This is a genomic window from Paenibacillus sp. FSL R5-192, from assembly GCF_000517845.1.
GTDB lineage: Bacteria > Bacillota > Bacilli > Paenibacillales > Paenibacillaceae > Paenibacillus > Paenibacillus amylolyticus.
Window position 1 is genome coordinate 35,753 of sequence record NZ_ASPR01000012.1, and the last position, 13,760, is coordinate 49,512.

10 protein-coding genes are annotated in these 13,760 nt (G+C 46.3%); 4 read left to right on the forward strand and 6 right to left on the reverse strand.

All coding sequences use genetic code 11. The features are described 5' to 3' along the window. Window positions 1-4 precede the first annotated feature (4 nt). Both C161_RS06130 and C161_RS06135 read left to right on the forward strand, forming a co-directional pair. Window positions 5-2,638: a transglutaminase domain-containing protein gene (locus C161_RS06130; protein ID WP_036668772.1), complete on the forward strand. Its 2,634-nt coding sequence runs from the start codon at window positions 5-7 to the stop codon at window positions 2,636-2,638. 5 nt (window positions 2,639-2,643) lie between these two features. Continuing rightward, on the forward strand, window positions 2,644-3,696 hold the full coding sequence (locus tag C161_RS06135; RefSeq protein ID WP_036668775.1) for a glycoside hydrolase family 18 protein: 1,053 nt from the start codon (window positions 2,644-2,646) through the stop codon (window positions 3,694-3,696). 151 nt (window positions 3,697-3,847) lie between these two features. Here the strand turns inward: C161_RS06135 and C161_RS06140 are convergent, their stop codons facing one another. Both C161_RS06140 and C161_RS06145 read right to left on the reverse strand, forming a co-directional pair. Continuing rightward, window positions 3,848-6,148 carry a helix-turn-helix domain-containing protein gene (locus C161_RS06140; RefSeq protein WP_036668778.1) on the reverse strand — a complete coding sequence of 767 codons (2,301 nt, stop codon included), beginning with the start codon at window positions 6,146-6,148 and terminating at the stop codon, window positions 3,848-3,850. 315 nt (window positions 6,149-6,463) lie between these two features. Then, window positions 6,464-7,978, reverse strand: a complete 1,515-nt coding sequence (locus C161_RS06145) for a glycoside hydrolase family 43 protein (protein WP_036668780.1) — start codon at window positions 7,976-7,978, stop codon at window positions 6,464-6,466. Window positions 7,979-8,142: 164 nt separating this feature from the next. Here C161_RS06145 and C161_RS06150 point away from each other — a divergent pair, with 164 nt between their 5' ends. After that, the gene (locus tag C161_RS06150) at window positions 8,143-9,015 is read left to right on the forward strand and encodes a helix-turn-helix domain-containing protein (protein ID WP_405158697.1); all 873 of its coding nucleotides are present in this window, start codon (window positions 8,143-8,145) and stop codon (window positions 9,013-9,015) included. Between the two features lie 80 nt (window positions 9,016-9,095). Here the strand turns inward: C161_RS06150 and C161_RS06155 are convergent, their stop codons facing one another. The 4 genes from C161_RS06155 to C161_RS06170 all read right to left on the reverse strand — a co-directional run bounded on the left by C161_RS06155 (window position 9,096) and on the right by C161_RS06170 (window position 12,380). Then, the gene (locus C161_RS06155) at window positions 9,096-9,665 is read right to left on the reverse strand and encodes a YdeI/OmpD-associated family protein (RefSeq protein WP_036668782.1); all 570 of its coding nucleotides are present in this window, start codon (window positions 9,663-9,665) and stop codon (window positions 9,096-9,098) included. Between the two features lie 11 nt (window positions 9,666-9,676). Next, window positions 9,677-10,186 carry a DinB family protein gene (locus tag C161_RS06160; protein WP_036668784.1) on the reverse strand — a complete coding sequence of 170 codons (510 nt, stop codon included), beginning with the start codon at window positions 10,184-10,186 and terminating at the stop codon, window positions 9,677-9,679. Between the two features lie 83 nt (window positions 10,187-10,269). Next, complete coding sequence (locus C161_RS06165) at window positions 10,270-11,187, reverse strand: helix-turn-helix transcriptional regulator (RefSeq protein WP_036668786.1); 918 nt, start codon at window positions 11,185-11,187, stop codon at window positions 10,270-10,272. Between the two features lie 275 nt (window positions 11,188-11,462). Beyond that, window positions 11,463-12,380, reverse strand: coding sequence for an ArsR/SmtB family transcription factor (locus C161_RS06170; protein ID WP_036668788.1), 918 nt, complete (start codon window positions 12,378-12,380; stop codon window positions 11,463-11,465). A 397-nt stretch (window positions 12,381-12,777) separates the two neighbouring features. Between C161_RS06170 and C161_RS06175 the strand changes: the two genes are divergently transcribed. Further along, complete coding sequence (locus C161_RS06175; protein ID WP_051154000.1) at window positions 12,778-13,689, forward strand: glycoside hydrolase family 43 protein; 912 nt, start codon at window positions 12,778-12,780, stop codon at window positions 13,687-13,689. Window positions 13,690-13,760: the final 71 nt, after the last annotated feature.

Here is a 13,760-nt window from a genome sequence, read left to right on the forward strand (position 1 = left end):
CGCAATGACCAGCCAAACCTTGGTATTTTCCCTTGATGCACAGTCATTGGAGATAATTGAGCAGAAGTTCCAGGAGAAGGTACGTTTTGCAGAGGCCCGCAAATCGGAATTGTTTCATGTTTTTCAGCAGGAGCTAACGCAAGAAGAGGCATGGGCGTTGAAGTATGTCTATGCCTATATGCCGGTAAACGACATGGCTGATTATAACGGGGACTTGTTCTTGAGTCATGTGCGCCGGGCTTTGGACACCCGCAAACGTGTGCCTTGGGGAGAACGCGTTCCTGATCATCTGTTCCTTCATTTTGTACTGCCTTATCGTATAAATACGGAAAATATTGAAGATTACCGCGGCTTATTGTATGACGAATTAGCCGAGCGGACTACGAACTTATCCATGGCAGATGCCATTTTGGAGACGAATTACTGGTGTCATGAAAAAGCGACCTATATTGGCAGCGATCTGCGCACGATATCACCGCTGACGATGATCCGGAATGCTCGTGGTCGATGCGGCGAAGAATCCACGCTGGCGGTGGCCGCTCTTCGCAGCATCGGTATACCTGCCCGTCAGGTCTACACACCGCGCTGGGCTAACTGTGACAGTAACCATGCTTGGGTAGAAGCCTGGGCAGATGGTCAATGGTATTACATCGGTGCATGCGAGCCGGAAGCCCGTCTGAACCAAGGGTGGTTCAGCCCGCCAGCCCGCAGGGCCATGCTGATTAATACGAGAGTCTATGCAGACTATCCCGGGCCAGAGGATATTACGCTCTCCGAGAAGGGATTTACGGAAATTAATTTGCTTGAGAATTATGCGCCGACGCGGGTCATTGGTGTGAAGGTGAAAAATGAGCAGGGAGCTCCCGTACCCGAAGCGAGCGTCCGCTTTGAGCTGTACAATACGGCTGAATTCTATCCGATTGCCGAGATTAGGACGGATGCACAAGGGGAAGCGACCTTTAAGACTGGCTGTGGTGACCTTTTGATTCGTGCGGTCAGCGGCGGCAAGTGGAGTGAGATCCTATTCAAGGCGCAGGAAAACAAGGCTATAGAGCTTGTGCTGAACTCATCAGAGCAGCCTACAGGGATTGTAGATTTCGATATGGTTCCTCCTCCGGAAAGGGAGGGAGAGGTCGTGATTACATTACCGGAGGAAAAGATTGAGATTCATAATCGTCGTCTGGACGAAGGAGCGCAGGCACGGAGCGAGTATGAGGAAACGTTCCTGAGTGAGGAGGAAGCTGTATCGCTGGCTAAAAAGGTTGGACTGCCCTCGGTACGTGTATGGGATGTTCTCCGCAAGGCACGGGGGAACAGCCGGGAGATTGCAGCTTTCCTAGAGGAACGTTCCAATCCATACGATGAGTGGCCGCTCCGGTTGCTGGAGTCGATGAATGAAAAAGATTTAATTGATACCTTTCGTCAGACGCTGGATGATCATCTGATTGGTGCACTCTCGCAGCAAGGATCATGGGCGGAAGATACGTTTGTGAGATACATCCTGTGTCCACGGATCTCCTATGAGATGCTGGTCCCATATCGGGGTGTATTCCAGAATGCCTTTTCGGCAGATAAGGCGGCAGCGTTCAGGGAGAATCCCTCGATACTTGCCCGAATGCTGGAACAGCAATATGAATACTATGACGATCTTCCTAATCTAAAAGGCAAAGGGAATCCAATAGGGACGTTTAGTCTAATGAAGGGAGACTCTCAGTCGCTGGATATTTTGTTTGTGGCTGTATGTCGCAGTTTGGGTATTCCGGCCCGATTACATCCGAGCGCACAGAAACCGCAGTATCTAAGTGACAGAGGCTGGAAGGATGCAGTGTTTAGTCTCACCTCACCTCTAACTCAGGAGAGCACAAGCTGGGGATTGCTCCAACTTCGTAGGGATATAAAAGTTCCGCAGGATACACCAGAAGCATCTTATTTCGAGAACTTTACGTTTGCCCGTCTGGAAGATGGCGTCTATAAGACATTGATTTATCCTTATGGCAGTACGGATGTCTATAGTGAGCCATATGAGGTTGAGGCAGGAGCTTATCGCTTAACGACAGGCGTTCGTCTGAACGATGGAACGGCAAAAGTGCGATTTGTTTACTTTACCGTGAACGCCGGAGATACCACTGAGGTTGTCTTGTCTTATCGTGAGAATGAGGTTGATATTCCTGTACTGGGTAAACTGGCACCAGGAAGTATACTGACCTGTCTGGATGGTTCAGAGGTAGAACTGGAGGAACTTCTGGGATCGGAGGGTGCCATTGCTACCTGGATTGAACCTGAGCGGGAACCGACCAAACATCTGATTCGTGAACTGTGCGAGCTGGCAGAGCCGCTGGATAAGCTGGGTATACCAATCGTACTCATAATCGGAGATATGGAATGGAACGCTGCCTTTGACCCTGCTGGTTATCCAAAGCTGCCTGTACGCACGGTTTTTGTACGAGATTCCAGTTATGCTTCCTTGTCAGGCTTCAATTCGAAGCCTGCGGCTCATGAAGCAGGTTATCCGCATCTGTTCGTGATGGATACTCAGCATCAAGTTCGTTATTCGGCTTCTGGGTACAAGATTGGTACCGGGAAGGAAGCCTTGCAGATTGCTGCTGCGATATCTCAATCATTGAACAGATCGGAGTGAAGAGAGTGACGAAATATATCGCTGCGGGTTATGCTGTTGATTCAGTTCTTCCCGACATGACACATGAGGATCTCTTGAAGTTAACACATCTGAACGTAGCCTTTGGACATGTCAAGAATGATGCAATAACAACCGAGCATCTAAAAAACGGTCATGTTATCCAGAACATCAAGCGGGAGCATCCAAATCTTACAGTGCTGCTGTCTGTAGGCGGATGGAGCGCAGGCGGTTTTTCCGAAGCAGCCTCAACCCAGGCGGGGAGGGACAGCATGGCTGAATCAGCGGTTAGGGCGCTGGAGGAATATCCTTTTGACGGGATCGATCTGGACTGGGAATATCCTTGTTACGGTGAAGCTGGTATCGCATCCAGCCCAGATGATAAACGGAATTTCACCTTACTTCTCAAGACGATGCGGGAGGCACTGAGTACCAAGGGAGAAGCGGATGGCCGTCATTATCTGCTCACCATTGCGGCAGGAGCTGATCAATACTACGTTGATGGTACAGAGATGGCCGAGGTGCAGCAGTACCTGGACTACGTGCAGTTGATGACCTATGATATGCGCGGCGGTTTTCAGGTTCTGACCGGACATCATACGAATCTGTACACGCCAACAGGAGATCTGTTTCGAATCAGTACGGATGCTTCCGTGAACCTGTTTGTTCGCGCAGGCGTTCCGAAGGAGAAAATTGTGATCGGAGCTGCGTTCTATTCCCGGATCTGGACTGAGGTTCCTGACCGAAACCACGGGCTCCATCAAATGGCTGGTAGCACAGGCGGCTACGGTCCGTCATTTGCCGAGCTGGAAGCGAAGTACATTAACAAGAATGGTTACACTCGTTATTGGGATGAAGAAGCCTGTGCACCATTTCTGTTTAATGGGTCTAGTTTCATATCTTATGATGATGAAGAATCTATCCAATGCAAATGTGATTACGTAAAGGATCAAGGTCTGGCCGGAATCATGTTCTGGGAGTACGGCTGTGATCCAACTCACCGTTTGCTGAGTGCAGTGCATCAAGGGCTGAAGGATCTTTCGGCTGGGAAAATCGGATAAGGTCGCTGGCCGCGACGAATCAGATTATGTCTACGGAATAAAAACATACGAAGGGGCCGTCCTATACGTCATGAGCATGACGTATAGGACGGCCCCTTGTTTGCGTTATTTTGGTCTAATGAATCAGGCACATGTTAGACGATGTCTCCCTTTATCCAATACATTCCTCGTCATCATCATCAGGAGAATCGGCGGAGCCATTGGGACGGTGCATTTTACGGTATTGCCCTGGGGTATAACCCGTCTCTTTTTTGAATTTGCGGATGAAGTTTGGTGTATCCAGGTAACCGACACGCGTGATGATATCTTTTAACGGATCGGTAGTATGCAGCAGTAGTCGAATGACCTCATCCATCCGTTTCTGCCAGATATATTGGGTAAAGTTCATGCCGATCTTTTCTTTGAAAGAACGACTGAAATAGGATGAAGAGATCGTGAATTTCGATGAAATCGTACCTAAACTGAGATCATAATCAGAGAAATTAGCATCGATATAAGCAACAATTTCATCCATAAGAGAGCTTTCTTCCGTCTCACTCTTCGCTTCGACATGGGCGCAGATTTCGGCGGCAAGGCCTGTCAGTTTTTTCTCCAAATCCTCTAACGAGTCGTAGGAAGTGATCCTTGGAAGTTGATCAACCACATGATGGATTCCAAGCTCCGAAGCGGTTTTGAGCATTGTATTCAGAATATCAAAGCAGATGCAACGCAGCAGCGGTACAGATGGCATTTCGGATTTCAGGGTATTCAACGCAGTTGACACCATCTGAACCGCCACATCATAGCTGCCTTGTTTTAAGCTCTGAACCAGCTTTAATAACACATCCTTAGGGACCCAGAAGGAGGAATCCTGTACATCGGAACCAGAGAGGTCGTTAAAGTATGTACTCCTGCCCTGTCCATGTAGCATCGATGCTTCCAGAGCGGTCGAGGCCTCAATGTAGGACTGATTCAGCTGTTTCGGATAAGTGTACCGATTGCCTATCCCGATTGCGGGCGCGACCCCGGTGTGTTCTGTCACCATCCATTGCAGTTTTTCAACGATAGGCTCCATACGGATATTCAGGCTACCTTCATGCCCAATTTCGGCATCGAATCCCACGATAAGGGCCAATTGGTCTGCCTGTGGCAGCTCTACGCCGTAAGCATATGCAGACAACTCCGGCAGGTCCACATCGTTCATCAGTTGCATGACAGTAGGTTGCTCGGGGTTATCACCGATAGGAAAAGCATGCATTTCCCAGCCCATGATCATGACAAAATAATGGGACCGGTTAAAGCGTATGCCAAGCTTATCCGTAAACTCAGAGGGAAAATCTCCGGTGTGACCGTGCTTCAGCAACATGAGCAAAATATGATTGCGAGCATAGGGCTCCTGAAGATCTACGCGCTGACTATAATCATGCAGTGTTTTCTTGATCCATTCCAGCTCGTTGGTGGTGGAGGATGGAGCAGGATCATTTTTCAACCGAATGAACTCCATTAAGTCTGAAATCGGATGGTACTGTCTTCGGGCCAACATAATGGCGAAGAATGTGCCCATCACCACCATGAAGGAGAAAACGAGAACAACAAAGGTGCGAATATGAACGATTCGGCTAAAAAATTGGTTGCTGGGCATAGCGGTTACATAAGTCCAACCCGCATCCGATTTAACGGATACAACCGAATGTGGTTCTTGATTTAAGGAGATGCTGTGCGTGCCGGATTCAAGAGCAAACAGAGCGTTAACTTCCTGTTCGGATATGATTTCTCCCTTGTAATTGGCTGCCAGGACTTGCCCGAAATTATCGAAAATATAAGTCATCCCGTGATAGTCGCTGAGGATGGAATCAATTAAGCCCGTCAGATTGGACTCGTGTATCAAGTACATGACGGTTCCATGGGCGGGCGTATTGTTAGGTGCAATCGGTACAAGGTATGCCAGCATGGAATTGGGTATTCTGGTTCCTTGGACGACCTGCTCCGCTGGACGTATTGTGGGGGACTGTACGTTATTCAAATCCCGGATCATGTCTGTTTTGTTCCACGTAGTAAATTTGTAGCGGCCAGTGAATACATCCAGGTTCTCAGAACCTTGAGAAGAATAGATGTTATCATCTTCACGGAAGAACAGGAATAACTCATCGATAATGGAACTGGTGGCTTTGTATTTGACCAATGCGCCGATTGATTCCCGGCTATAGTACGGATGGTGGGTCCAATACCGCGTTAACTGCTCATCGTAGGCGATGCGAAAAGCGATGTCTTGGAGTTCCTTCATGCGATCATCAATGACAGTTTTGGCTTGAGTGAGCTGATTGACATTGGTCTGTTCAATCTCTGAACGGAGCGTGTCCACAGCGTTGTGATAAATAATGATGGTTAAAATAACAAGAGGGATAAGAAAAATGGAGATATAGGATAGGGTGTACTTAAACAGAAGCTTGGACTTGAAGTGATTCCATTTCATATCTGCAACCTCCCGTTTTTCTTTCGTGCTGCAGCGATAGCGCTCTCATATGGGCAGTGAAGTTATTGCCAAGATGGGAGCTGCTGGGGTGTTCCTTCTAAAAATACTAGGAGAACTTCTCTAATAAAGCAATGGTTCTTTTATAAATTCCAGTGCAATCCGTAAGAAAGATATAGCTATAGCAAAATCCCCTCAAAGTTCACTCATTTCCTTATGCTACCACACAAGGCTTTTCAAAGAGTAACTACTTTAAGGGGATAATTCTAGCTGATCATATATTATATTTTCTATTACTGAATATAGGAGTTACAACGATTATTCGTCCAGAGGTTCATAGTCAAACCAATCGAAACTTGCGGGTGTAAACTCCCCCGATGGAGCATAAGCGTACATGGCGATCATCACACCTGTGAAACCACTTGCCACTTCGGTAGATAACAGATGTGTTTCTCCTGAACCCACTTCGATGGCATCGGATGAACCTTGCTGATAGAGGAACGTGAAGTGATTACGGTCAGCCTTGATTTGTAATACAACCGGCCCCGTGTCACAGTCAAGCACCTGTTCGGTTCGCAGAGAGCCGACGGTTCGCCGCAATACGATTTTCTTCTGACCGTCGATCTGTGTTACAGCCAAGTCGTAATGATATTTATCATTCATAAATAAGGTTAATCCGGCTTCCTCACCGCTCGCAAATGGCTCATAACACAGCTCGGTGGCCATATTGCATAAGAAATGGCTCAATCGACGCCCAACAAAGGCTGGATTTTGTCCATCATCGAGTGAAACCGGCTGACCCCGCAGGATGAGTTGCCCGGGATTTTCTGTGAGTGTCCAACTATTCGGAGCCGGGTTCCGTAAGAAGATCCAGTTCATGTCCAAAGTTGGTTCGTCAAAATGATCCCGTATAGCCCGAGGTGACCAAGGATGCTCAGGCAATGAAGGTCCGGTCATCTCTGGTTCAATATGTCCGTCCACACCGATTATCGGCCAACCAGTGTCCGTCCAAGTGACAGGGGCCAGGAACGTTTCACGTCCCAGATGGTGTCGCATAGGGTAACCAGCTGGACGAATACCAAGAGATACGGCCCACCAGCTTCCATCCTGGATCTGGACAAGGTCTGCATGACCGGTTGCGTGAATGCTGGATTTCATGCTCCGATTGGACAGAATCGGATTATGAGGACACGGATCAAATGGTCCGTATGGCTCTGTGCTCCGAGCGATGGTCTCCATATGACCATACTCGGTTCCACCTTCGGCGATCATCAGATAATAGAGGCCGTTTATTTTATACATGTGGGGAGCTTCGGGGGCTGCTCCTCCGGTTCCAGTCCAGATCAATCGACTATCGGTTAGTCTGGCTCCGGTCGTGGTGTCTATCTCGCACTGATAGATGCCTTCGCCTTCATCGCCGTTACAGGCCGTTTGAAAATACACATGTCCATCATCATCAAAGAGAAAAGAGGGATCAATGCCGCCCTGATCAACAAAAATCGGAGCAGACCATGGTCCCTCAGGTTGGATGCTACGTACATAAAAATTTCCGCCGCCGCTGACATTGGTTGTTGTCATATAGAACCAGCCATCATGGTGCCGGAGTGTTGGGGCAAAAATACCGCCAGAGCTGCCTGCGTTCGCTAAAGGGAGTTGCTCAGTTGTTGTGAGGACATGGCCGATCTGTCGCCAGTTCACAAGGTCTTTGCTGTGGAAGATGGGCACACCAGGGAAATATTCAAAGGTACTGGTTACCAGATAATAGTCTTCATCTACACGGCAGATACTTGGATCTGGATAAAACCCCGGAATGACCGGATTGGTATATTTCATCATTTATGCTCCTATTCATTTCGAGAGTTTAGTATGAATCTGGACACATTGAAAATCCCTGCTACAAGGCGAATTATAACGCTTATAAGTATATGGAACCTTGATTTTTCGGTCTTGGAATAGCATGATATAGACATTCAACCCAACTATGTTCGCGGAGGGGAATGCTTTTGAGTAATGCATATTTGAGATGGTTTACCTCGGACCATCAACAATTTCCGTTTTTTATCCAGTACGGTGGACATGTTGAGGACATGGAGCTTCATAATCATATGGATTTTACGGAACTTGTGATTGTTCTGAATGGTCATGCAACCCATGTGGTGAACACCGAGGAATTTTTTATTAAAAAAGGGAACGCATTTGTGATTAATGGCGACACCCATCATGCGTATAAAGACCCTCATGATTTTAGGATCTGTAACATTATGTTCAGTCCCGAGATGCTTGCTTCGGCTGGGCCCGATCTGAGAAAATCTAACGGCTTCCAGGCGCTGTTTGTTTTGGAACCGTTTTATCGTAATATTCACTCCTTTCCGAGTAAATTGGCGTTATCCATTTCCAGTCTGGAGTATGTAGAATCACTGATATCGTTCATGATTGAGGAGTATCAGAGTAAACAGCAAGGGTATCAGACGATGTTGATCTCACGTCTTACGGAGATGGTTGTTTATTTGTCGAGGCAATATGATACGCAGGAGAAAGGGATCGAAGGTAATAATCTGATGCATCTGGCAAATGCCATTTCATTTATTGAAGATCATTATCTGGAGCCACTGTCGCTAGAGGATATTGCGGGGAAGTCGAATATCTCAATAAGGCATCTGAATCGGATTTTTCGATCCTATTATCAGATGACCCCGATCTCTTATCTGCAAAAGTTGCGTCTGGAGAAGGCGTGTCATTTGTTGAAAAACGGGAATCTGTCCATCACGGAAATTTCGTATGAATGTGGATTTAACGACAGTAATTATTTCACCCGCCAGTTTAAGAAAGCCTTTGGCAAGTCTCCCAAAACATACAGGCAGACTCATTAATACATGACCGAATATAAAACACCAAAACAGGGCCTCCTCATATGGAGGTCCTGTCTGCTGTCTCAGGGAAAAGGGGGAGTTCAATAGTTCAAGAGCCGTCCGTTGTCATGCCACTGACCGTACATTTTATTTTCCTTTGTGTGGGTTATGAACTTATCCAATCTGCTCTGGAATAATGCTGGCTGATTCTTAACACTTTGGATCGTATCGATCCGAACGTTTTGATACAGGGTAGGGAAGGCCATGAAATTTGCATAAACCTGATGATCTTCTTTCAGCCTTTGTTCGATCACACCATCAATTATGAAAGCATTTGGCTCCATAACAGGAAGAACCTTTCTACCCTCGTCATGCATGAGGCCCAACTTTTCAAGACGACGGACACGTTCCTTGTTCAATTCAGTCCATGAGCTGCGTTTACTTCTAGGAGATAATCTCTGTGCTAATTGAGTCTCGGATATTTTCTTTTTGACTCCATCGATCCAGCCAAAGCACAGCGACTCCTCAACCACGTCCAAATACAGCAGGGTATTCGGCACGGGTTTTATGCTTATCATTACCCAGCAAGAATTCTCAACTTTTCCATGCGTCTGCAACCAATTTCTCAATTCATCCCTCGACGTCACGGGGATACAATGTACATTTTCCATCCGATTGTCAACTATACCTGAGCCGGTTCCTGATACCAAAAGAGTGAATAGTCATTCATGATGGAGGCATGCCCCAATTGACGTAGCATGGTAGAAACATTGCCTCGATGATAGGTTCCGTGGTTAACCACATGGATTACTATATCGGATAAGCTGGTTTCGCGAACTCCTGCAAATGGATTATCGAGTAGAGTGGTTTGCTCCAGATCAGCATGGCCTCGTAACCACTCACTGTATTGTGTCGACAGGTCGGTAAAACGTTTGATGTACTCATCTACAGAACCGTGAATCTCACCATTAAGCAGTATACATGCTTGCAGTGCCTCGGGCATACTGGTGCCATTCAATACCTCGTACCACATTTTATCTACCGCGTAGATATGGCTGAGTGCGTGAGCAATGGTTGGAAATGAACTGTTCACTACCTGACTCAGTACAGAAGAGGGCAATTCCTTGACTCTGCCCAGGATCGTTTGGTTGGCCCATGCGTGGTAGTTATACATTTGTTCCGGATGATTCATTGATGATCGTCTCCTTTAATTTGGCTATAGATTAGGTTAACTTACTGAGATGATTATAAAAAAAGAAGTATGACAACAGCGTGTCATACTTCTTCATAGAGCTTAAGTGCGTTTCGAAGTTGTTCTTTCAGAATGTCTCTTAATTCAATCGGTTCAAGTACCTCGGCGCCACTACCTAAACTAAGTAGAAACGACCATAACCACTTGGCTTGTAACGGTTGATGAACCGAGATACGCATTGTCATACTTCCATCCTCGTGAAATTGCTTATCTGCCTGTTGAAAATGATCCATGGCTTCCGCGAGCGCTTCCGGGTTCACCCGAAATACCACATCACTTACCTGATCTTGCCATGACGGATCTGAGACAACCGTCTCTTGGGGAAGCTCAAGGTGGGGTTGGAAGTGTTCCGATGTCAGTTGCACGTTCATCATCCGGGACAGTCGGAACTCGCGATAATCCTGCCGTGTCTGGCAAAATCCATATACATACCAATTACGATATTTAAAATGGAGTCTTACCGGTTCCAGATGGCGGGGTGTGTGTTCATTTTTTGTATTGATGTAGTCAAAACGGACAACCTGATGATCCGTAATACCTTTACGCAGATGAGGAAGGGCATCAGGTTCTGTTCGGCGAGTCTCCAGATCCACCGATAGACTTGAGGTTTGATGCTCCGGTCCAATCATTTGCAGACGTTCAATCGTGCCTTGTGCACGTGCATCTTCGAATACTGTGGATAGACTGCTCAGGACCGTGATCAGGGAATCCACATCATAAGAACCGAGCAAGCTTTTATCCATCTTGTATCCGTCCATCATGCCGTAGCCGCCTTTGAGTCCCTGATGGGAGACGACCGGGAAGCCGGCGGCACAGATTACATCAATATCCCGATAGATCGTTCTTGGGGACACCTGAAACTCTTCAGCCAAGGTGGAAGCAGACAATACTTCGTGGTTCAGCAGTTTGTATATGATTGAGATTAATCGCTCCAATTTCAAAAGGTATCCCCGCCCGTTATTCCATTTTGTCATTACAGGCCATTATTATATCACGCCAGGGTAAACAAGATGGAGGATTACAGAGGGTCTATAGAAGTCATAACATCCAGTATGTTTTGTTCCAACATAATTGGACAAGTTCTTCGGTGAGATGAAACAAAAAAAGAGTGCTGGATAGCACCCTTTCGAAGACACATGATTGTTGTTGCGTTGAACAGTTATGTTAGCAGATCGGTCGAACTTAATTAATATCGAGTGAATAGTCAGAGCCGGCTCTACTCTTCTTGCACGTTATAGAGAACCCGAGCGAGCAGATTCTGTCCATAGTTTCCGAAGTTTTTACCAAAGATCGTTAAGCCCCGTTTGTTCAAAGGTTCGTCCGTAACCGCAATGCGGAAGTGAATATCGCTTTTGTAATCCAGCCCAATCTGGTCCAACGTCACATCCGAGATGCGGCATCCGTCGATATAGCTGCCTTCCTGTGTAATCCGGATCAGCTTCAGCATGCCGTACTGATTCAAGTGCGGAGGCCACCATTCCGGATTAAAGGTACCGCGTGTATTGCCAAAATCCCCCGGACTTGTCCAGCAGCCAATCTCAATCCCATTGACATAGAAGTAAATATCCGAAGGGTAATTGTCACAAAAGCCAGGGGCCTCCGATCCCAGTTCCATCGACAACTGAATTTCGCTAAAGGACTGATTAGGTTTGAGATAGTTTGGAATCCGATACTCGAGATAACCTTCAGCCAGCCAGATCATCTCCGCATCAATTCGCAGTGGATCAGCAAAGTACCGCGGATCATCGAACTCTCCAACAATGCTATCCCGGGTAGCGAGACCACATGTAGGTGCAGCCTGATAATCGCTGTAATGACCGACCTGAATTTCCACCTCATAACGATTGTTAATCTCTTGTGAACGCAGATCAACCATCAATTTTTCCTCATTGAGATAACATATCTTCTGAATTCCATGTTTGCCAACGGCGGTGTTGATCTCGATCAATCCGCTCTCTTCAAGCTTCTTGATATGCATCGTGATAGCGCCATTGCTCAGTCCAAGCTTGGTTGCAAGATCATTGAGATTAAGACTTTGGTTCTTGGCCAGCAGCTCGATGATCTGAATCCGGATTTCCGAACTGAGCGCTTTGAAGATATTCACACCCGACATCAGATCTTTAATATAAATCATAGGTGGATTTCCTTTCCCCGTTCTGAACAAAGTCTTCGACACAGACATTTGCACATTTATATGTTTTATTTCAGATAATTATAAATCATTCCCTCATGGAAGGGAAGGGTGGAGAAATAGAAGCCAAAACCCTTGTATATAGCGCAAATACGAAAATATAATCTATATTTTGTCCATTATTCCGGTTAAAATAAGTGTTAATCAGTTCACATATATTTGAAATATACCATTGAAATGTAATGTAACCGCTTTTATAATCCTATTATACCTAAATTGATTCAATACTTCATGAACCTAATTAACCATTTGAACAGGAAAGGTGGAGTTTGGTTTGGAAAAGTTAAGCAATGTGAAGAGGTTTAAGTGGAAACGGTTGGCGTTACCGGCATTACTTGTGATGGTATTACTGCTGGCAGGTCAGTCAAAAGCTTTGGCGGCATTCTGGAATCTGACCGGAGATACCGCTGTTCATGATCCGTCGATTATCAAAGAGGGCAGTTCCTGGTACACCTTTTCAACCGGCCCGGGCATTCAAGTATTGAAATCCGATAATGGCTCGTCCTGGTATCGTGTTCCACAAATCTTCTTAAGTAAGCCATCCTGGTGGGCTTCTGCCGTTCCGGGACAAAGCGGATTGGATGTATGGGCACCGGATGTAGAGCAGTATAACGGAAAAGTATGGCTCTATTATTCAATCTCCACCTTTGGCTCCAATCGGTCTGCGATTGGTCTTGCTTCTGCGAACAGCATTGGGGCAGGCCAATGGAAGGATGAAGGATTGGTACTTCAAACCACGACCGCCAATAATTATAATGCCATTGATCCAAATCTGGTCATTGATGCTTCAGGCAATCCATGGCTGGCCTTTGGTTCTTTCTGGAGTGGCCTGAAGATTGTTAAGCTGGACAAAAACACGATGAAACCGACGGGAAGTATAACTTCCATTGCTGCGCGCCCGAATAACGGAGGTGCTATTGAAGGACCAAGTATTGTATATCGTGGCGGTTATTATTACCTGTTTGCTTCCATTGATTCTTGCTGCCAAGGGGTGAACAGTACCTACAAAATGGTCTATGGACGTTCGACCAGTATAACAGGCCCTTATGTGGACAAAAACGGAGTTAATATGCTGAATGGTGGCGGAACGATATTGGATACAGGCAATGTAAAATGGAAAGGTCCAGGTGGTCAGGACGTGTACAACGGCAATGTCATCGCAAGACATGCCTATGATGCAGAGGATAATGGCAATCCGAAATTGCTGATTAATGACTTGCTTTGGGACTCGAGTGGCTGGCCGAAATACTGATTTATTTTATATAAATATAAAATGTTTTATAAAAGTGTTGACTAAAGTGATCTGGATTTGATAAATTTAAC

Excerpts from the sequence above, each read along its gene's own strand:
- C161_RS06150 (WP_405158697.1), top strand. The coding sequence starts at position 8,143 with ATGCTTTTGAGTAATGCATATTTGAGATGGTTTACCTCGGACCATCAA.
- C161_RS06155 (WP_036668782.1), bottom strand. The coding sequence starts at position 9,665 with ATGGAAAATGTACATTGTATCCCCGTGACGTCGAGGGATGAATTGAGA.
- C161_RS06170 (WP_036668788.1), bottom strand. The coding sequence starts at position 12,380 with ATGATTTATATTAAAGATCTGATGTCGGGTGTGAATATCTTCAAAGCG.
- C161_RS06145 (WP_036668780.1), bottom strand. The coding sequence starts at position 7,978 with ATGAAATATACCAATCCGGTCATTCCGGGGTTTTATCCAGATCCAAGT.
- C161_RS06160 (WP_036668784.1), bottom strand. The coding sequence starts at position 10,186 with ATGAATCATCCGGAACAAATGTATAACTACCACGCATGGGCCAACCAA.
- C161_RS06175 (WP_051154000.1), top strand. The coding sequence starts at position 12,778 with ATGGTATTACTGCTGGCAGGTCAGTCAAAAGCTTTGGCGGCATTCTGG.
- C161_RS06140 (WP_036668778.1), bottom strand. The coding sequence starts at position 6,148 with ATGAAATGGAATCACTTCAAGTCCAAGCTTCTGTTTAAGTACACCCTA.
- C161_RS06130 (WP_036668772.1), top strand. The coding sequence starts at position 5 with ATGACCAGCCAAACCTTGGTATTTTCCCTTGATGCACAGTCATTGGAG.